Origin of the sequence: Streptomyces sp. SID5910, assembly GCF_009862125.1 — a bacterium.
In the GTDB taxonomy this organism is placed as follows: Bacteria; Actinomycetota; Actinomycetes; order Streptomycetales; family Streptomycetaceae; genus Streptomyces.
In genome coordinates, this window is sequence record NZ_WWHX01000558.1 from 1 (window position 1) to 19360 (window position 19360).

Genomic DNA, 19360 nt, shown 5'->3' on the forward strand with positions numbered 1-19360 from the left:
TGCCGGACGCGCCGGGCGGCCCCGCGGACCAGCCGTTCCTCGCCCCGCTCGCCCCCCGCTCGGCACCCGCGAGCGCGTACCTGCTGCGCTACGGCCCGGACGGCTGGGAGGTCGACTGCGGCACGGCCCACGGACTGCGGGAGGGCGCGGGCGCGGCGGAGTTCACGGTGGCGGACGCGGAGCCGGACACCGCCGCACCGGGCGGGCTCGTGCTGTGGGCGCGGGACGTGCGGATGGAGCGGACGCTCGTCGATCCGGTGGGCTGGGTGCCCGACCGGGCCCTGGTCTACCCGGTGGTGGTGTCCGCGCTCGCCCTCGCGCAGGGCGGCGTACGGCTGGCGGGCCCCGCCGACGCGGTGCGGGAACTGGCCGAGGCGGTGGGGCCGTTGCCGTCGCTGCGGGTGGTCGACGGGCCGGAGCGGGCGGCCGGGCTGGAACTGCGGGTGCGGGTGGCGGAGCGCGAGGCGCACGTGGAGCGGCGGGACGGTACGCCGTTCACCGCGCCGCTGCCGTACGGGGGCGACGGCGACGTCTCGCGGGTGGCCCGCTGCCTGGAGCATCTGACCCGCTGGCACGAGATCCGGGACCTCGCGCCCCGGCCCTCGCCGCTGGACGGCCTGGTCCGTGTGGAGATCGCCCCGTGGAACGCGGCGCCGGGCGAGGTGCTGCTGCCGGACGGCGGCGGGGAGATCGTCTGCCCGTACACGCCGGGCCCGGACGGTCCGGAGGCGCCCTTGGTGTCGATCCGGCTGCACAACCGCTCCCTCGACCGCACCCTGTGGTGCCTCCTGCTGGACCTGACGGACCGCTATGCCTGCCACTCCGTGCTGTACCCGGGGCACTTCATCGGCCCCGGCCGCACGGGCCACGTCCTGGACGGCGATCCCGTACGGCTGTCCCTGCCGCAGGGCCGGCCGGTGGCGCCCGGTGCCCAGACCCGGGACTGGCTCAAGCTGATCGTCGCCGAACGGGAGCTGAACACGCTGCCGTTCCAGCTGCCCGCCTGGGATCCGTACGCCGCCCCGGTCTCCCGCGATCTCGGCCCGGTGCTCGGGGCGGCTCCGGGACGGTGGACGACGCTCACCGTGCCGCTGCGCACGCTCGTACCGGCGCAGGGGGCGGAGCCCGTCACCGGCCCAGGTGCGTGAAGCCGGCCCAGGCGGTCAGGTCGTGCGGGTCGATGCGGCCGGCGCGGGCCGCCAGAGCCGGGGGGAGGCCGTCGGGGAGCTCCCGGCCGGGGTTCAGCATCCACAGCTGGGCGCGGCGCAGCGCCTTCGCCGGGGGCTCGCCGTGGGTGCGCAGGAAGTGGTGGGTGAGGAACATCAGCACCGAGGTCGCCTCGTCCGGGACCGGCCAGAGCGAGCCGACGACCGAGTCCGCGCCGGCCACGAGGAAGGCGGTGGAGAGACTGAACGCCTCGTTGTGGCCGCGCCCCGACACATGGCTGCTGCACGCGGCCAGCAGCACCAGGGACAGCCGGCGGTTCCGCCCGCCGGCGGCGTCTGTCAGCTCCTCCGCCGCCAGCCTCCCGCCGTTCAGGGCGAGATAGGCGCTGCGGCGGGCGTTGGCGGCGACGGCGGCGTGGCAGGCGAGGTGCAGCACGCCGCCGTCCTCGTCCGCAGCGGGGCCGCGCAGCCAGTCCAGCACCTCCCGCGGGGTGCCCGCGCCGTCCGGCGTGTCCGCGCCGCCGGTGACGCGGCGGCCGAGGAAGCGGCCGTGCGGGTAGAAGGCGCGCTGCACGGCGTCGGCCTCCTCGCCCGCGTAGCGCAGGTCGCCGGTGGGGTTGCCGACGACCAGCGCGGGGCCGGTGGGCGGGGCGGCGGGGCGGGCCGCGACCTGGCACAGCAGGCGGGCCGAGGCCGCGTAGGAGATCTCGGCGGCCTGGAGGGCGTAGCGGCGGCCCCGGGGCCCGCCGGGCTCCCAGGCGGCGTGCCACGGTACGAGCCCGAGGGTGCCCATCGGCACCAGCACCAGGCGCGGCGGCCGTCCGCCCGGCATCTCGAACGCCTCCAGCAGCGGCCGCATCGCCGCGTACCAGGCCCAGCCGCACAGCCGGTCGAGCTGCTCCCGCAGCCGGCTCTGCTCGTCGACGGGCCGACCACCGCCGGGGACGTACCCGGGCACGGGACCGAGGTCGCGGCCTGGAGCGGGGCCGGGGTCGTGGGCGCCGTCGGTGCGGCCGAGGCCCCCGGGCGCCGGGACGTACGCCTTCAGCGGCGCCGCCTCCTGGCTGAGCGTGGGCAGCGGTACGGCGTGCACCTGGGCGGAGGAGGTGACGACCAGGGCGGTGCCGGGGACGTCGTCGTTCGCCGGGACCAGGTAGACCAGGGCGTCCTTGGCCACGGCGCGCAGGGCCCGGCCGATCTCCTCCGGCGTGGGCGGGTCCAGGAGCTGCGCCGCGCTCGGGGCGTCGCCGCCGGTGAGCGCGGCGAACACCCGCCGGCGCAGCGAACTGGGCACGCTCAGCGGGGCCCGCACGGCCGTGAGCGGGTCGGCCGGGTCCTCGCCCGCGCCCGCGCCGGAGGCACGCCACTCGTCGGCGAGGTCGGTGCGGTCGGCCGCGGCCAGCAGGTCCGGCACGGTCGTCGAGGTGACGGCCGCGTGCAGCATGAGCCCGCGGCAGGCGTCGAGCGCCTGGAGGGCCTCCTCCGGCCTGCCGTCCTTCAGGCACCAGCCGGCGACCTCCAGCGCAGCCCCGGTGGCCTGCACCGCGGCCAGGGCGGCGTGGTCGGTGCCGGATTGCAGCAGCGCCGCCCAGGTGTGGCCGCGCAGCGAGGCCAGGCCGGCCCGCCGGGCACCGGCCCGGTCGCGGCGGTGGAGGTCGTCGCGGGTGCGGTAGCCGCGGGCCAGGGCGAGCCCGATCTCCCCGTACAGGCGGTGCTCGGGTCCGCCGGCCTCCTCCAGGACGGCCTCCAGGAGCTTGATGCCCCTGGCCAGCCGCTCCCGGCTGTGCACCCGGTCGAACTGGAGCGTGGACAGGGCGCAGTGGGCGACGCCGAGGCAGTAGGCGTAGCGCAGCCGGTCGTCGCTGCCCTCCGCGGACAGGTCGTGGGCCTCCTGAAGCAGTCCGATCGCGTCCGCGAGACCCGGCCCGTCGTTCGCCTGCCCGGCCCGGACGAACCGGCGCATGCCGTTGTCGCCGAGCACCCAGGCGCGGTGGTCGCGCGGCAGGCGCTTGGCCTCGCGCCGCAGCAGCGCCGCGCCGGGGCGGCCGGCGAGCGGGGGCAGCGGCGCGGCACCCAGGTTGTGGGCGAGGGCGTCGCGGGCGTCCCGCACGTTCTCCAGGGAGGTGAAGGCCTCGATCCGCGAGGGGTCGTCCTCCGACATCTCGGCGTGCCCCTCGGCCAGGACCGCGATGTGCCGGTCGGCCGCGGCCAGGTCGCCGCGCCGTACGGCGGTGTGCGCGTCGAAGCCCGCCTGCTGGAGGTCCAGCGTGCGGCGCACGTGCGCGGGCAGGTCGGGGTCGTCCCGCAGCCGCCGCCAGACGGCCGCGCCCTCCTCCATGTCGTCGGCCGCGCCGCCGGTCTGGCCACGCTGGGTCCGTGCGATGAACCGGCCCAGGGCGAGCCCGTAGTCGTCCTGCCCGCCGGCCTCCTCGGCCCGGTCGAAGTGGGCGAGGACCTCGTCGAGCCCGGCGCCGGAGCCGGTGCTGGTCTCCTCGTGGAGGCGCGCGATGCCGAGGACGGCGTGCGCCCGCCCGGCCCAGGCGGGGTCGGTCTCGGCGCGCTGCACCACGGCCTCCCTCAGCTCCTGCCGGATCTCGGGGCCGAGCAGGTCGCCCTCGGGGTCGGTCATGGGCAGGTTGCTCAGGAGTATCGCGGCGGCCTGGGCGCGGGCCTCGCCGCCCGGCTCGGCGGCGCGGAACTGGTCGAGCTGCCAGTTGAGGCGTTCGGTGCGCACGCGCGCCGACGTCATGTCCCGGCCGATGCCGCGCAGGAACTCGTCCTCGCCGAAGTCGACGAAGGACCGGCCCTCCCGGAAGTCCGCGAGCATGCCGTCGGTGGCCTGTCTGAGGGCGGCCAGGTCGAGGCCCTGCGGCAGCCCCTCGACCTCCGGCAGCAGGCCGCGGTCGGCGAGCAGGTAGCGGGCCCAGCCGTCCAGCAGGCGCGCCATCTTGGTGAGGTCCGAGTCTCCGGAGGACCGCCCAAGAAGCCGGCCGGTCGCGTCCAGGACGTCGTGGAGGCGTCGCGGGTCGGGATCGGCGGAGTAGCGGGCCTGCTGGAACGCGGCCAGGAAGACGGCCGTCGGGGTGACGTCGCCGTCACGGGCCGGCTCCCACCGGGCGAGGGCCCGCCGCACGAGCGCGATGCCCCGGTCGCGGCCGGTGTCGTCGTCGCGGTCGGCGGCCCGCTCGTAGAGGACCCGGCCGAACACGTCGAGGTACTGGGGCGACAGCAGGTCCTCGGCGTCCGGCCGGGCCAGCAGGTCCCGCAGCTCGACCTCGGCGGCGGCGCACTGGCCGTTGTCCCGCCACGAGGTCCAGATCAGCGCGCGGACGAACACGGCGTCGGCCTGCGACTGGAACGCCCAGCCGGGTTCCTCCCCGCCGGTCCGCCCCGCCCGGCGCAGCTCCGTACGGGCCGTGCCGAAGGCGTCCCGTGCCGCCTCCAGGAGGTCGCGGTCGGCGGTCATCCGGCCGCGCAGCAGCAGGGCCAGGCCCAGGCTGTGCCGGACGTGCGGCAGATCGACGTCCGGCGGGCCGGCGTCGAGGACCGCCGCGTAGTGGCGTGCCGACTCGGCGGCGGCGCCGGGGTCGGTGCGCATCTCGGCGCGTTGGAGGTGCAGGAAGCCGAGGGAGATGTGCAGTTCGGCCTCGTCCTCGTCGCCGGGTGCGGCGTCGTCCAGGGCGTCGGCGTGGCGGAGCACCGCCTCGTCGAGCAGCGCGCCCGGGTCGTCGTCCTCGCCGCGCCGCACGTAGCGCTCCTTGGCGCAGTTGGCGAGGACGCGGCGGCCGAGGGCACGGAGGCCGTCCGGGTCGTCGGGCGCGAGGCCGTCCACGCCCGTCCGCAGCATCTCCTGGGCCCGCTCCAGGACTTGAAGGTCGCGGGACTCGTCGTAGCCGATCGCCAGCAGGTGTCCGTACAGGATCCGCCAGGCCGGCCGGGCGGGTTCCGGGCCGGGCCTGCCGAGGGCGCGCTCGAAGGCCTCCAGGGCCAGGTGGAGGTCCTCGCCGTCCGGGTCGGCGCCGGCCAGGTGGAACAGCCGGTAGCTGAGTTCGCCGACGTACGCGCACAGGCCCGGCGCACCGGGGTCGTCGGCGGACAGCCGGCCGAGCGCGTCGAGGGTCCGCTCGCGTTCGGCGGCGAGCTCCTCGGGGGAGACGGGGGCGTCGGGCACGGTGCGGGCCTTCTACTGGGGGGCGAGCTGCGCGTGGTAGGGCTGGAGCACAGAATTGAGGTGGGCGCGTCCGTCGGCCGTGGCGAAGTCGACGGTGTGGCCGGGCAGGGCCTCCAGGGCGCCGGGCGGGCAGCGGTCGCCGAAGAGGACCACCGTGCGGTCGCCGGGCTCGCGCTTGGAGGACCAGACGAAGCCCTGGGCCCAGGGGTCGGTGTGGCGGCGGATCCAGTGCGCCCAGTCCCGGGTGTAGGCGTAGTCCCGCGCCTCGGTCTGCACCAGCCAGCTGTCCTGCCGTACCCCGGCGAGGTCCTGGGCGGTCATCAGGGACACGACGGTGAGGTCGGCGGCCAGCCGCAGGGTGCTCAGACCGCGCCGGGCGACGGCGACGCCGGGCACCAGGCGCGGGCCGCCCTCCGGGTCGAAGGGCAGGGAGCGCAGCAGGGTCTCGCACACGGCGGCGCCCGGGGTCGTGCCTGCGTAGAGGTAGCCGTAGCGGTCGCAGGGCGTGGCGTCGAAGCGGCCGCCGCCGTAGAGGCAGTGCGCGGGCCGCGGGTTGAAGGCGGTGGCGCCGCGGTGCAGGGCGTGGACGCGGTGCAGCAGGGTGCCCTGCGTGAGCGTCGCCTTGGCCGGGGTGCCCGTCAGGTGCTCGGGCGGCCGGTAGTTGGGCACGGCGGGTCTGCCTCCTCGTACGGCGCGGTCGGTACGGTCACACGTCCTCCAGCAGCAGGCGCGCGGTGTCGGCGAGCCGGCGCTCCTGTCCGGTGCCGAGGAGGGCGGCGGGCGCGGTGCCGAGCCAGGCGTTGCCGGCCAGCCACCAGTCGGCGGCGCCCCAGGGGTCGCGGGCGGCGTCGAGGAGCGCGTTGACCTCCAGGACGACCAGCCAGGGCAGGCTGCCCTCGGAGAACTGGAACCGGGGCAGCCGGGCCAGTCCGCCGGGTCCGGGCAGCCGGATCAGGTCGCGGGCGTAGGGGTCGCCGCCGTCGCGCAGCACGGTGGCCGGGTCCACGGCGGGTTCGGCGAGCAGCCGGTCGCGGACCGGGCCGAGCACGGGGCCGACCATGCGGTGCCCGTCGAGGAGCAGGACGGCGAGGTCGTCGGCGCGGAACCCCAGGTAGGACGGGTCGAGGCCGGCGTCGGTGGTGGTGCCGGTGGCGAGCCGGGCCTCCTGGGCGGTGCCGAACTCGTCGGGCAGGGCCCGGCGGAGCAGCCCGGCGGCCTCCTCGGCGGCACCGCGGCGGGCGCCTTCGCCGGCCTCGCGGTGGCGTACGACGGTCAGCAGGGCGGCGAGGCGCTCGCGGGTGGGTCCGGTGACGCGGTCGGCCAGCCGGTGCCATTCGGCTGCCGCCGCGGCCAGCACGGCGTACGGATTCACTGGTCCCCCTTGTCGTCCTGTCGTCGGTACCGGTCGTCGTCGGACCGGGCGCCGCTGTCCGCCCGGCCGGCGGGCTGGGGCCTGTCGTTTCGATCATGCCCGCGTCGCGGGGGCCCTAGGGTCGGCGCCCGGTGAGGAGGCGTTCCACCAGGTCGGCGCGGGCCTGGCGGCGCATCACGAGGTGGATGTCCCAGGGGGCGCCGCGCGCGAGTTCGGCCTCCACGGCCGTCCACAGCGCGCCGAAGCTCTCCAGGGCGGGCAGTCCGCCGCGGCCGGCGCCGAGCAGTGGCAGGCAGACGGAGGTGAGCGGCGGGTCGTGGCGGCCGGACTCCTCGGCGAGCAGCGTGAAGGCCCGGTCGACGGCGCGGGTGATGTCGGCGGGCTGGACGTCGTAGTCGTTGGTGCCGGGGCGGGGCACGGCCACGGCGAGGTGGTAGATGCGGCGCACCCCCTGGGCGGCCATGGCGCCGGCGGAGGTGGCGGCGACCGTGCCGGGCAGGGCGGCGCGGCCGGGGATGCCGTGGCGGGCGGCCCAGTCGCGCAGTTCGTCGTGGACGTGGTCCTCGACGACTCCTCCGGTGACGTCGGTGCGGGCTCCGGCCCGGCGCAGGGTCGCGGCGACGGACGCCTTGTAGGGCGCGGGGAGCGCGAAGTACGTGTTGGACGGGGAGACGACGACGTCGACGCCGCGCAGGAGGTCCACGGAGTGGACGTGCAGGGTGACGGGGACGACGCGGTCGTGGACGCGCGGCTTGATCACGCGGTGGGCGGGGGCGAGGTGGTGCGGGCTCGGGGCCGGAGCGTCCCGGCCGTCGGACGCGGCGAGGGCCGCCGGGCCGTCCTCCGGGGCGCCGTCGGTGGCGGCGAGGCCGAGGACCTGCTCGGTGATCTGGTCCAGCACCATCACCTCGTGGTGCTTGCGGAACCGCTCGACGCTGACGCCGTACACCTCGGCGGCCCGGCGGCGCCGGTCGGCCGGGGGCCAGTCCCGGGTGCCCTGGGCGAGGCCGAGGGTGTACTCGGCGGCGGTCTGGAGGGTGCCGCCGCCGATGCCGGCGACGGCGTCCCGGAGCAGCCGCTCGACCGCGAGGCCGGGTAACTCCCCCGGGGTTCCCAGCCGTTCGCGTGCGATGCGGGAGAGCTCCGGGATGTCCAGCCCGCGGAGCCTGACGACTCCGGCCCGCCGCACCGCTCTCACCTCGGCGAGCACCGCGGCGTGATCGGGCTTGTGAGAGGGATGCGGCATGGCATCAACGATCCCATCGCCGCCTCCGCCCTCACAAGCCCGGTCCGGTGCTCCCCCCGTGTTTCCATTGCACCGCACGGCCCGGTCGCGGCTCGGGCCCTTTCCGGGCGGATCCGGGGCGGACGTACGGGAGTTGGCCCTACCGGCGGGACCTACACGAACAGGCTGAGCACCGCCGCCATCACGAAGCCGCCGAGCGAGAGCACGCTCTCCAGCACGGTCCACGTCTTCAGGGTGTCCCGCTCGCTGATGCCGAAGTACTTGGCCACCATCCAGAAGCCGCCGTCGTTGACGTGCGAGGCGAAGATGGAGCCCGCCGAGATGGCCATGATGACCAGCGCGACGAACGCCTGCGAGTGATCGCCCTCGGCGAGCAGCGGCGCCACGATACCGGCCGTCGTCACGATGGCGACCGTCGCCGAGCCCTGCGCGACCCGCAGCACGAGGGAGATCAGGTAGGACAGGACGATCACGGGCAGGCCGACGCCGTGGAAGGTGTCGGAGAGGGCCTGGGCGACGCCGCTGGCCTTGAGGACGGCGCCGAAGACCCCGCCCGCGCCGACCACCAGCAGGATGTTGCCGACCGGCTTCAGCGAGGACGTCGAGACGGTCTCCAGGGACTTGCGGGACCAGCCGCGCCGGATGCCGAGCAGGTAGTAGGCGAGGAACAGGGCGATGGTGAGGGCGACGAAGGGGTTGCCGAAGAACTCGATCACCGAGCGGGTGGTGGAGGGGTCCAGGGCGATGGAGGAGAAGGTCGCGGCGAGGATGAGGACCAGCGGGGTGCCGATGATGCCGAGAACGGTGCCGAGCGGCACGGGCGTCTCGCGGGGCGCGACACCGGCCTTGCGCTGCTCGTCGATGACGGCCTGCCGGGCCTCCTCGGCGGCCTCGACCATGTCCTGCGGGACGGGGACGAAGATGCGGCGGCCGACCCAGGCGGCGTAGGCCCAGGCGGCGAGGACGGCCGGGATGCCGCAGACGATGCCCATGAGGATGACCCAGCCGAGGTCCACCTTCAGCAGTCCGGCGGCGGCGACCGGGCCGGGGTGCGGCGGCAGGAACGCGTGGGTCATCGACAGGCCGGCGAGCAGGGGCAGGCAGTAGAGCAGGATCGACTTGCCGGACCGCTTGGCGGCGGCGTAGACGATGGGCGCGAGGACGAAGATGCCGACGTCGAAGAAGACGGGGATGCCGAAGATCAGGCCGGTCAGGCCCATGGCGAGCGGGGCGCGCTTCTCGCCGAACAGGCCGAGCAGCCGGGAGGCCAGGACCTCCGCTCCGCCGCTCACTTCGAGGATCGCGCCGAGCATGGTGCCGAGGCCGATGATGATGGCGACGTGGCCGAGGATGCCGCCCATGCCGGACTCGATGGTGGAGACGGCGTCGGACTTCTGGACGGTGCCGAAGAGTTCGGTGACCGACAGTCCGGCGAGCAGGCCGACGGCTATGGAGACGGCGAGCAGGGCGACGAAGGGCTGGAGCCGCACCTTGATGATCAGGAAGAGCAGGAGCGCGATGCCGATCGCGGCGACGGTCAGCAGTCCTGCCGTGCCGTCGATCAGGGTGAGCAGGCCGCCGGTGTGGGGTGGGGTCTCGGCGGCGGCGAGCTGGAGGGACGTAGGGGGCATTCGGGGGTCCTCGGGGTAAATACATGGGGCTTTCGGGCAGGGAGGAGCGCGGCACGGCGCCCCCGGGTGGGGGACGCCGTGCCGTTCACAGACAGACAGGCGGTGCGGAGGGACGGTCAGCCGAGGACGGCGAGCGCGTCGATCTCGATGAGGAGGCCGGCGGGCAGACCGACGTAGACGGTCGTGCGCGCGGCGGGGGGCTGGGTGAGGCCCTGCTCCCCGAAGTAGGCGTTGTAGATCTCGTTCATCTCGGCGAAGTGGTCGACGTCCGTGAGGTAGACGCGGATCATCATCACGTCGTCCCAGGAGGCGCCGCCCTCCTCCAGGATCGCCTTGACGTTGGCGAGGGTCTGGAGGGTCTGCTCGCGCAGGGTCGGGCCGGCCGGGGTGGGGGCCTTGCCGTCCTCGTGGGGGAGGAAGCCGACCTGGCCGGCGACCTGGAGGATGTTGCCCTTCTTCACGCCGTGGCTGAACTTCGCCGGGGGGACGGTGTGGGTCGACGGGGTGAGAGCGATCTTGTCGGTCATGCGGTGACTTCCTTGACTGGGGTCCTGCCGGAGTACTCGCCGCTGATGGCGTCCGCCGTACGGCGCACCAGCGGGAGCAGGGTGAGGAGTTCGTCGGCGGTGACGACGACGTTCGGCGCGGAGACCGACATGGCGGCCGTCACCCTGCCGTCGGCGCCCCGGATGGGGGCGGCGACGCAGTTGATGGACTCCTCGTGGCCACCGAGGTCGGTGGCCCAGCCCTGTTCGCGCACCTTGGCCAGCTCCTTGAGGAAGGCGTCGGCGTTGGGGGTCGAACGGGCCGTGTAGAGGGGGTAGTCGAGCTTCTCCACGACGGCGCGGCGCTCGTTCTCGGGGAGGTCGGCGAGCAGCAGCTTGGCGACGGCCGCGACGGTGATGGCGACGGGCTTGCCGATCCGGGAGTACATGCGGACCGGGTAGCGGCTCTCGACCTTGTCGATGTAGAGGACCTCGTTCTCCTCGTGGACGGCGAGGTGGACGGTGTGTCCGACCTGTTCGTTGAGGCGTACGAGGTGGGGGTGGGCGATCTCGCGGACGTCCAGGTTCTCCATCGCCTCCTGGGCGAGGGAGATGAGCCGGGCGCCGAGGCGGTAGCGCTGGTCGGACTGGCGGTAGACGAAGCCGTGTTCGTGGAGGGTGCGCAGCAGACGCAGGGCCGTGGACTTGTGGACGCCGAGCCGGTCGGCGACCCGGCCGAGGTCGGCGGGGCCCTCGGCGAGCAGCGGCAGGATGCTGAGCGCGCGGTCGACGGTCTGGCTCATGGTGTGCGTACCTCCTCGTCGGCCCCTTCGCCGGCCTGTGTCCAGCCGGGGCCGAGTCGCAGTCTCCCCCACGCGTCGTCGTCGAGGGCGGCCAGGCGGTCGGCGTGGTCGCGTGCCGGGGGTGTGGCGAGGTCGCCGGGGACGGTGAGGGCGGCGGCGGCCATCAGGTGGCCGTGGCGCAGGCGCTCGCGCACGGGCAGTCCGCGCAGGGTGGCGGAGAGGAACCCGGCGGCGAAGGCGTCGCCCGCGCCGACGGCGGCGACGACGTCCACGTGCAGGGCGGGCACGGTGGTGACGTCGGTGCCGTGGAAGGCGGTGGCGCCGGTCGCGCCCTGCTTGACGACGAGCACGTCGGGCTCGGGCAGGGCGGCGCGCACGGCCTCGGGCCCGCCCAGCCCCCAGGCCTCGTCCTCGCCGACGAAGACGACGTCGGCGCCGCGCGCCAGCTCCAGCAGCACCGCCGGACCGTCGCCGTCACCGTCGCCGTCGCGCCACAGGGCCGGCCGGTGGTTGACGTCGAAGGACACCAGGGGCCGCCCGGGGCGGCGGGCGGTCAGCTCGCGCATCAGGTCCAGGCAGTCGGCGGAGAGCGCGGCGGTGATGCCGGACAGGTGGAGGACCCGGCCGGAGCGGACGGCGTCGAGGTCCAGGTCGGCGGCCGACATCGCGGAGGCCGCCGAGCCGGCCCGGTAGTACGCCACCTCGTGGGCGTCGGTGGCGCGGTCGCCGGCGGTGCGGAAGTAGATGCCGGTCGGCCGGTCCGGGTCGCGGCGGACGGCGCGGACGTCGACGCCGTAGGAGCCGATCGTCTCGACCAGGTGGTCGCCGAAGCCGTCGGTGCCGACGGCGCTGACCCAGCGGACGGTGTGCCCGGCGGCGGCCAGCACGCAGGCGGTGTTGGACTCGGCGCCGCCGATGGCGCGGTCGAAGGAGGGCACGTCGGCGAGGCGTCCGGGGCGGGAGGGCAGGAAGGTGACCATGGACTCGCCGAGCGCGACGACGTCCACGACGTCGGGGGTGGTGCTGGTGGGGCCGTCGGCGGTCACGATGGTGGGGCTCCTCTTCCTGTCGCGGGCGGACTGTCACGGACGGAGGCTCCGTTGACCCCGCGTTGGCCGAGATGTTAGACAGCAGTGAGCGATATACGCAACGGCCGTTGCATGCAGCGCAACGACCCATCTCAGGGAGGCTCCATGGCCCTCGACACCGGCACCGAAGCCCTCGCCCGTCTGGCCGAGGAGCACATCGACCACCGCTTCAAGGGCCTCCCGCCGGACGCCGCGGGCCTGACCGTCGCCGAGCTGGCCGCCGAGCGCCGCAACCTCTTCACCGGCGGCTTCACCACGCCCGTGCTGGCCCTCTCCGCCGAGCGCCTGGAGCACAACCTGAGGCTGATGGAGACGTACTCCGCCCGGCACGGCCTCGCCTTCGCGCCGCACGGCAAGACCTCCATGGCCCCGCAGCTCTTCCACCGCCAGATCGAGCACGGCGCCTGGGGCATCACGCTCGCGGTGCCGCACCAGGTGTGGGTGGCCCGCGCCTACGGCATCCAGCGGATCTTCCTGGCCAACGAGCTGGTCGACGCCGCCGCCCTGCGCCGGGTCGCCGCCGAGCTGGACGCCGACCCGGACTTCCGCTTCGTCTGCTACGTCGACTCCGTGCGCGGCGCGGAGCTGATGGACGCCGCGCTGAGCGAGGCGGGGGCCTCCCGCCCGGTGGACGTCGTGGTCGAGCTGGCCGCCGGTGAGGGCGCCCGGACCGGGGTGCGCACCGAGGCGGAGTGCGCGGCGGTCGCGGACGCGGTGGCCGCCGCGCCGACGCTGCGGCTGGCCGGCGTGGCCGGGTACGAGGGCGAGGTGCCGGACGCCGACCCGGAGAAGGTGCACGCGTGGCTGCGCCGGCTGGCCGCGCTGGCCGTGGACTTCGACAAGGCCGGGCGGTTCGCGGGGCTGGACGAGATCGTGCTGAGCGCGGGCGGCAGCGCCTGGTTCGACGCGGTCGCCGACGTGTTCGCCGAGGTCCCGGACCTCTCCGTGCCCGTGCTGAAGCTGCTGCGCTCGGGCGCCTACGTCTCGCACGACGACGGTCACTACCGCGAGCTGACCCCCTTCAACCGCGTCCCCGCCGAAGGCACCCTGGAGCCCGCCTTCCGCCTCTGGTCCCAGGTCGTCTCGCGCCCCTCCCCGGAGCAGGCGTTCACCAACGCCGGCAAGCGGGACGCCGCCTACGACCTCCACCTGCCCTTCGCCCAGGCGGTCCTCCCCGCCGGCGGCGGCGCGGAGCGGCCCGCGGACGGCGTCACGGTGACGGGCCTGTCCGACCAGCACGCCTGGCTGCGCACCGCCCCCGGGGCGGAGCTGGAGGTCGGCGACTGGGTCGGCATGGGCCTGTCCCATCCCTGCACGTCGTTCGACAAGTGGCAGCTGATCCCGGTCGCGGAGGCGGACGGGACGGTCGTCGACCTCATCCGCACGTTCTTCTAGGAGGCCCTGGTGGAAGAGCTGGTCATCCGGGACGCCGAGGTCGCCGACGGCACCGGCGAGCCCTCGTACCGCGCCGACGTCGTCGTGGACGGCGGGCGCGTCGTGTCGATCGTCAAGGAGGCGGCGGCCGCCGGCTGCCAGCGCCCCAGGGCCCGGCGCGAGCTGGACGCCGAGGGCCTGGTCCTCGCCCCCGGCTTCATCGACATGCACGCCCACAGCGACCTGGCCCTGCTGCGCGACCCCGATCACAGCGCGAAGGCGGCCCAGGGCGTCACCCTGGAGGTCCTCGGGCAGGACGGGCTCTCCTACGCGCCGGTCGACGACCGCACCCTCGGCGAGGTGCGCCGCGCCATCGCCGGGTGGAACGGCACCGGCGACGACGTCGACTTCGACTGGCGCTCGGTCGGCGAGTACCTGGACCGGCTCGACCGGGGCATCGCCGTCAACGCCGCCTATCTGATCCCGCAGGGCACGGTCCGCGCCCTCGCCGTCGGCTGGGACGACCGGGAGGCGACGGAAGCCGAGCTGGAGCACATGCGGCGCCTGGTCGCCGAGGGCATGGAGCAGGGCGCGGTCGGCATGTCGTCCGGGCTGACCTACACGCCCGGCATGTACGCGAAGGACGCGGAGCTGACCGAGCTGTGCCGGGTGGTGGCGTCGTACGGCGGCTACTACTGCCCGCACCACCGCTCCTACGGCGCCGGGGCCCTCCAGGCGTACGAGGAGATGGTCGAGCTGACCCGGGAGGCGGGCTGCCCGCTGCACCTGGCGCACGCCACCATGAACTTCGGCGTCAACAAGGGCAGGGCACCCGAGCTGCTGACGCTGCTGGACGGCGCGCTCGCCGCCGGCGCCGACATCACCCTCGACACCTATCCGTACACCCCGGGCTGCACGACCCTGGTGGCGCTGCTGCCGAGCTGGGCGAGCGAGGGCGGCCCGGAGCAGATCCTCAAGCGGCTGGCGGACGACGACACCGCCGAGCGCATCCGGCACCACCTGGAGGTGACCGGCTCCGACGGCTGCCACGGCGTGCCCGTGGAGTGGGAGACCATCGAGATCTCCGGCGTGAGCGACCCGGCCCTCGCCGAGTACGTCGGCCGCACGGTCCTGGAGTCGGCCGGGCTGCGCGGCGAGAGCCCGTGGACGGTCGCCCGGCGCCTGCTGCTGACCGACCGGCTGGCCCCGACGATCCTCCAGCACGTCGGCCACGAGGAGAACGTCCGCGCGATCATGCGGCACCGCGTCCACACCGGCGGCTCGGACGGCATCCTCCAGGGCAGCAAGCCGCACCCGCGCGCCTACGGCACCTTCCCGCACTACCTCGGCCACTACGTGCGCGAGCTGGGCGTGCTCTCGCTGGAGGAGTGCGTCGCCCACCTCACCGGGCGCCCGGCGGCCCGGCTGCGGCTGCCGGACCGGGGCAGGATCCGCGAGGGGTTCCGGGCCGACCTGGTCCTCTTCGACCCGGCGACGGTCGCGGCCGGCAGCACGTACGAGGAGCCGCGCCGGCTTCCGACGGGCATCCCGTACGTGCTGGTCGACGGGCGGTTCGTGATCGAGGACGGCCGGCGCACCGACGTACTGGCCGGGCGGTCGGTGCGCCGGAGCCCGCGCTGAGCTACGGCTCGGGACTACGGCTTGGGCAGGACGCAGCCGCTGCGGGAGAGGTCGAGCTTGCTGTCGAGGCCGAAGCAGGCCGGGATCTGGTAGGTCTCCTGGGCGTAGTTGATGCCCTTGCGGACCGTGACCGTGCCGTTCTCGGCGACCTCGCAGGGGTTGTTGTCGGTGCAGCGGGCGCCGTCCTCGTTGCCCGTGTTGTTGACGGCGACGACCCTGCCGGTGGCGTTGTCGACGACGGGCGACCCGGAGGTGCCGCCGATGGTCTGGCAGGCGGAGGTGTAGCGGACCGAGTCCTTCCAGGTCCACTCCCCCTCCTTGAGCCGGTAGACGAACCCGTCGACGTTGCAGGCGTAGGTCCGCTTCCAGTAGCCGGAGACGACGGTGATCGCGGTGCCGGCCGTGGGGTGGGTGCCGTTCAGGGTGAGGGCGCTGATCCCGTAGGAGCTGCGGATCTGGGCGTACGTGCTGGTGAGCTGGTAGAGCGAGACGTCCGTGTCGGTCATCGTCGCGTAGGCGATCTTGCTGGCGCGCAGGGTGCCGACGCGGGTGCCGGAGGCGTTGAGCAGCCCGAAGGTCCGGCTGGAGGGCTGGTCCACGACGACCTCGCCGGCCGCGGGGAAGCCGGTCTCCAGACAGTGGCCGTTGGACATGACCAGCGCCGGGTCGTCGTCCTCGGACGCGGGCAGGCGGACGACGGAGCCGGAGCAGTTGCTGAGCGCGACGGTGCCGGCGAAGTTCACGGCACGGGCGGCGGGAGCCGCGGGTGCTGCGGGTGACGCGGGAGCCGTGCGTGCCGCGGGTGACGTCGGGGCCGCGGGTGACGCGGCCGCCGGTGCCACGCCGACCCCGGTGACGGCCAGGGTGGCGAGCGCGGCAAGGAGAGGCTTGTTCATGTGGGGGTCCCCTCTATGGAGGGCACCGGCCGGAGGTCTTCCGGACGGCACCCGGATTGTCATGAGCATTTTTATGACGGAGAGGGGTGCGGGCAAGGACCGGTATTCGGCCGCCAGTTGGCGCGATCCCGCCCACCGACTACGGGCGCGGGCACCGGCGGCCACCGGGGCGCGCGCGTCTCACGTGGTGGAAAACACGGCCCATGGGTCGTAACCGGGTCGTAAGCTCGCGGACATGCAGGTGATCCAGTCGACCAAGCTCGCCAACGTCTGTTACGAGATCCGGGGCCCGGTGCTCGAGGAGGCGATGCGGCTGGAGGCGGCCGGTCACCGCATCCTGAAGCTGAACACGGGCAACCCGGCGGCCTTCGGCTTCGAATGCCCGCCCGAGATCCTGGAGGACATCCTCCGCAACGTCTCGACGGCCCACGGCTACGGCGACGCGAAGGGCCTGCTGGCCGCGCGCCGGGCGGTCGTCATGCACAACCAGACCCTCGGCATCGAGACGGACGTCGAGCACGTCTTCATCGGCAACGGCGTCTCCGAGCTGATCGTCATGGCGATGCAGGGCCTCCTCGACGACGGCGACGAGGTCCTCGTCCCGGCGCCGGACTACCCCCTGTGGACGGCCGCCGTCTCCCTGTCCGGCGGCACGGCGGTGCACTACCGCTGCGACGAGCAGTCCGACTGGATGCCGGACCTCGCGGACGTGGAGCGGAAGATCACCGACCGCACCAAGGCGCTGGTGATCATCAACCCGAACAACCCGACCGGCGCCGTCTACGACGAGGCGATGCTGCGCGGGCTGACCGACATCGCGCGCCGGCACAACCTGCTGGTCTGCTCCGACGAGATCTACGACAAGATCCTCTACGACGACGCGGTGCACACCCCGACCGCCGCGATCGCCCCCGACCTGCTCACCCTCACCTTCAACGGCATGTCCAAGGCGTACCGGGTGGCCGGCTACCGGGTCGGCTGGATGTCGATCTCCGGGCCCCGCGCGCACGCCGAGTCCTACATCGAGGGCCTGACGGTCCTGGCGAACATGCGGCTGTGCGCCAACATGCCGGGCCAGCACGGTGTGGTCGCGGCGCTCAGCGGGCGGCAGACCATCAACGAGCTGGTGCTGCCGGGCGGGCGGCTGCGCGAGCAGCGGGACGCCGCGCACGAGGCGCTGACCAGCATTCCGGGCGTGACCTGCGTGAAGCCGAAGGGGGCGCTGTACCTCTTCCCGCGGCTCGACCCCAAGGTGTTCAAGATCAAGGACGACCGGCGGATGGTCCTGGACCTGCTGCGCCAGGAGAAGATCATGGTCGTCCAGGGCACCGGCTTCAACTGGCCCGAGCCCGACCACTTCCGCGTGGTGACCCTGCCGACGGCCTCGGACCTGCGCGAGGCCGTGGGGCGGATCGGGAACTTCCTGGACGGCTACGGTCAGCCCTAGCCGCTCACCGTAGGTGTACAGGGCATCCGATCTTGTGATCGGCTCAACTTTAGATTGATTCCAATGTAGGATGGCTTCCTGAAAGCGTTGAGGAGGCCGTCCCATGTACGAACCGATCCGCAGCAAGTCGGTCCACAGCACGGTGGCCGGCAGCATCTCGGACTTCCCCCACCGCTCCCGCGACGAGGAGCTGGACATTCAGCTCGCGGGTCATCTCGCGGCCCTGCTCACCGCCACGGACGAGCTCCGTGCCCTGGCGCCGTCCGAGGAGCTGGACACGGCGGCCGACCGGCTCGCGCAGCAGGTCGCCCGGCTCCGGGGAGGCCACGCGCCGGCCCGGGTGCCGGTGACCGCCGCGCCGGCCGCGTCCCGTCCGGCGGCACTGCACCGGCGGGCGCACACCCTGGCGAGCCGCGCCCTGGTCGTGGCCGCGTCCCGTGCCGACACGGCGGTCGCGATCCTGACGGCGGAGCGCATGGACGCGCATGCGGCGGCACTGGACCCGCGCGAACTGACGACTGCGTCTGCTTGAACCGAGACAAGTCAAAGGGCCGGGTCCGTCGCACGCCGTTGTGCGGGGACCCGGCCCGAGTGGGGCCTCCCTTGCTCCGGGACATCGAGCTACTGGAGCGTGAGGAGGTCCCTCGCGGCCGGCCTTCGTGACGGCTGTGCAGGTCAGGGCTAGCCGGACCGGCCGCGGAACCAGGGGGGATCAGCCCAGGCGCTGCACCAGCGCGCGGTACTGGTCCCACAGCTCGGTGGGCGTGTGGTCGCCGAAGGTGTTCAGGTGCTCGGGGACGAGCGCCGCCTCCTCGCGCCACACCTCCTTGTCGACGCTGAGCAGGAACTCGAGGTCGGACTCGGGCAGGTCGAGGCCGTCGGTGTCCAGGGAGTCCTTCGTCGGCAGGACGCCGATCGGGGTCTCCACGCCGTCCGCCTTGCCCTCCAGGCGCTCCACGATCCACTTCAGGACGCGGCCGTTCTCACCGAAGCCGGGCCAGACGAACTTGCCGTCGTCGTCCTTGCGGAACCAGTTGACGTAGTAGATCTTCGGCAGCTTGGACTGGTCCTTGTCCTTCGCCACGTCGATCCAGTGCCCCATGTAGTCGCCCATGTTGTAGCCGCAGAACGGCAGCATGGCGAAGGGGTCGCGGCGCAGCTCGCCGACCTTGCCCTCGGCGGCGGCGGTCTTCTCGGAGGCCACGTTGGCGCCGAGGAAGACGCCGTGGTTCCAGTCGAAGGACTCGGTGACCAGCGGGACGGCCGTGGCGCGGCGTCCGCCGAAGAGGATCGCCGAGATCGGCACGCCCTTCGGGTCCTCCCATTCCGGCGCGATGATCGGGCACTGCGACGCCGGCGTGGTGAAGCGGGCGTTGGGGTGCGCGGCCGGGGTGCCCGACTCGGGCGTCCAGTCGTTGCCCTTCCAGTCCGTCAGGTGGGCCGGGGTCTCCTCGGTCATGCCCTCCCACCACACGTCGCCGTCGTCGGTGAGGGCGACGTTGGTGAAGACGGAGTTGCCCCACAGGGTCTTCATGGCGTTGGCGTTGGTGTGCTCACCGGTGCCGGGCGCGACGCCGAAGAAGCCGGCCTCGGGGTTGATCGCGTACAGGCGGCCGTCCTCGCCGAAGCGCATCCAGGCGATGTCGTCGCCGATGGTCTCCACGGTCCAGCCGGAGATCGTGGGCTCCAGCATGGCGAGGTTGGTCTTGCCGCAGGCCGACGGGAAGGCGGCGGCGACGTACTTGGGCTCGCCGGTGGGCGGCGTCAGCTTCAGCACGAGCATGTGCTCGGCGAGCCAGCCCTCGTCGCGGGCCATGACGGAGGCGATGCGCAGGGCGTAGCACTTCTTGCCGAGCAGGGCGTTGCCGCCGTAGCCGGAGCCGTAGGACCAGATCTCGCGGTCCTCGGGGAAGTGCGAGATGTACTTGGTGCTGTTGCACGGCCAGGGGACATCCTCCTCGCCCTCGGCCAGCGGGGCGCCGAGGGTGTGGACGGCCTTGACGAAGAAGCCGTCGTCGCCGAGCTCGTCCAGGACGGGCA

General features: G+C 73.9%; 14 protein-coding genes and 1 pseudogene. 5 read left to right on the plus strand and 10 right to left on the minus strand.

Annotated features, from left to right (window positions below):
* Nucleotides 1-1148: pseudogene (locus GTW67_RS19640) on the plus strand (caspase family protein); the annotation flags it as partial.
* On the opposite strand, the gene GTW67_RS38365 reads toward GTW67_RS19640, so the two are convergent.
* From GTW67_RS38365 to GTW67_RS19680, 8 genes are all read right to left on the minus strand, one after another.
* Nucleotides 1129-5337, minus strand: coding sequence for a CHAT domain-containing protein (locus GTW67_RS38365; RefSeq protein WP_161166129.1), 4209 nt, complete (start codon nucleotides 5335-5337; stop codon nucleotides 1129-1131). The pseudogene GTW67_RS19640 and the gene GTW67_RS38365 overlap by 20 nt on opposite strands.
* 12 nt (nucleotides 5338-5349) lie before the next feature.
* Nucleotides 5350-6006, minus strand: a complete 657-nt coding sequence (locus GTW67_RS19650; RefSeq protein ID WP_161166130.1) for an RES domain-containing protein — start codon at nucleotides 6004-6006, stop codon at nucleotides 5350-5352.
* A 37-nt stretch (nucleotides 6007-6043) separates the two neighbouring features.
* On the minus strand, nucleotides 6044-6709 hold the full coding sequence (locus tag GTW67_RS19655) for a hypothetical protein (protein ID WP_161166131.1): 666 nt from the start codon (nucleotides 6707-6709) through the stop codon (nucleotides 6044-6046).
* Between the two features lie 115 nt (nucleotides 6710-6824).
* Nucleotides 6825-7955, minus strand: coding sequence for a macro domain-containing protein (locus tag GTW67_RS19660; protein WP_161166132.1), 1131 nt, complete (start codon nucleotides 7953-7955; stop codon nucleotides 6825-6827).
* A 152-nt stretch (nucleotides 7956-8107) separates the two neighbouring features.
* Nucleotides 8108-9586: a GntP family permease gene (locus tag GTW67_RS19665; protein WP_161166133.1), complete on the minus strand. Its 1479-nt coding sequence runs from the start codon at nucleotides 9584-9586 to the stop codon at nucleotides 8108-8110.
* 116 nt (nucleotides 9587-9702) lie between these two features.
* Nucleotides 9703-10113, minus strand: a complete 411-nt coding sequence (locus GTW67_RS19670; RefSeq protein ID WP_161166134.1) for a RidA family protein — start codon at nucleotides 10111-10113, stop codon at nucleotides 9703-9705.
* Nucleotides 10110-10874 (minus strand): IclR family transcriptional regulator, encoded by a 765-nt coding sequence (locus GTW67_RS19675; RefSeq protein WP_161166135.1) that lies wholly within the window; start codon nucleotides 10872-10874, stop codon nucleotides 10110-10112. Before GTW67_RS19675 ends, GTW67_RS19670 begins: the two co-directional genes overlap by 4 nt.
* A complete protein-coding gene (locus GTW67_RS19680; RefSeq protein ID WP_161166136.1) occupies nucleotides 10871-11920 on the minus strand; it encodes a PfkB family carbohydrate kinase in 1050 nt (349 codons plus the stop codon). The genes GTW67_RS19675 and GTW67_RS19680 overlap by 4 nt, the downstream gene beginning before the upstream one ends.
* Nucleotides 11921-12067: 147 nt before the next feature.
* Between GTW67_RS19680 and GTW67_RS19685 the strand changes: the two genes are divergently transcribed.
* A complete protein-coding gene (locus GTW67_RS19685) occupies nucleotides 12068-13357 on the plus strand; it encodes an amino acid deaminase (RefSeq protein ID WP_161166137.1) in 1290 nt (429 codons plus the stop codon).
* Nucleotides 13358-13366: 9 nt separating this feature from the next.
* Nucleotides 13367-14977, plus strand: a complete 1611-nt coding sequence (locus tag GTW67_RS19690) for an amidohydrolase family protein (RefSeq protein ID WP_161166138.1) — start codon at nucleotides 13367-13369, stop codon at nucleotides 14975-14977.
* Between the two features lie 14 nt (nucleotides 14978-14991).
* On the opposite strand, the gene GTW67_RS19695 is transcribed toward GTW67_RS19690, so the two are convergent.
* Complete coding sequence (locus GTW67_RS19695; protein WP_161166139.1) at nucleotides 14992-15873, minus strand: S1 family peptidase; 882 nt, start codon at nucleotides 15871-15873, stop codon at nucleotides 14992-14994.
* Between the two features lie 235 nt (nucleotides 15874-16108).
* Between GTW67_RS19695 and GTW67_RS19700 the strand changes: the two genes are divergently transcribed.
* Both GTW67_RS19700 and GTW67_RS19705 read left to right on the plus strand, forming a co-directional pair.
* A complete protein-coding gene (locus GTW67_RS19700) occupies nucleotides 16109-17320 on the plus strand; it encodes a pyridoxal phosphate-dependent aminotransferase (protein ID WP_161166140.1) in 1212 nt (403 codons plus the stop codon).
* Nucleotides 17321-17423: 103 nt separating this feature from the next.
* A complete protein-coding gene (locus GTW67_RS19705) occupies nucleotides 17424-17852 on the plus strand; it encodes an SCO4983 family protein (RefSeq protein ID WP_161166141.1) in 429 nt (142 codons plus the stop codon).
* A gap of 180 nt (nucleotides 17853-18032) precedes the next feature.
* Here GTW67_RS19705 and GTW67_RS19710 read toward each other — a convergent pair.
* Nucleotides 18033-19360: phosphoenolpyruvate carboxykinase (GTP) (locus tag GTW67_RS19710; protein WP_161166142.1), on the minus strand; the 1328-nt coding region annotated here is incomplete at its 5' end.

What these genes read in the sequence shown, in the direction of transcription:
- GTW67_RS19660 (WP_161166132.1), bottom strand. Translation starts at nt 7,955, where the DNA reads ATGCCGCATCCCTCTCACAAGCCCGATCACGCCGCGGTGCTCGCCGAG.
- GTW67_RS19665 (WP_161166133.1), bottom strand. Translation starts at nt 9,586, where the DNA reads ATGCCCCCTACGTCCCTCCAGCTCGCCGCCGCCGAGACCCCACCCCAC.
- GTW67_RS19670 (WP_161166134.1), bottom strand. Translation starts at nt 10,113, where the DNA reads ATGACCGACAAGATCGCTCTCACCCCGTCGACCCACACCGTCCCCCCG.
- GTW67_RS19675 (WP_161166135.1), bottom strand. Translation starts at nt 10,874, where the DNA reads ATGAGCCAGACCGTCGACCGCGCGCTCAGCATCCTGCCGCTGCTCGCC.
- GTW67_RS19685 (WP_161166137.1), top strand. Translation starts at nt 12,068, where the DNA reads ATGGCCCTCGACACCGGCACCGAAGCCCTCGCCCGTCTGGCCGAGGAG.
- GTW67_RS19695 (WP_161166139.1), bottom strand. Translation starts at nt 15,873, where the DNA reads ATGAACAAGCCTCTCCTTGCCGCGCTCGCCACCCTGGCCGTCACCGGG.
- GTW67_RS19700 (WP_161166140.1), top strand. Translation starts at nt 16,109, where the DNA reads ATGCAGGTGATCCAGTCGACCAAGCTCGCCAACGTCTGTTACGAGATC.
- GTW67_RS19705 (WP_161166141.1), top strand. Translation starts at nt 17,424, where the DNA reads ATGTACGAACCGATCCGCAGCAAGTCGGTCCACAGCACGGTGGCCGGC.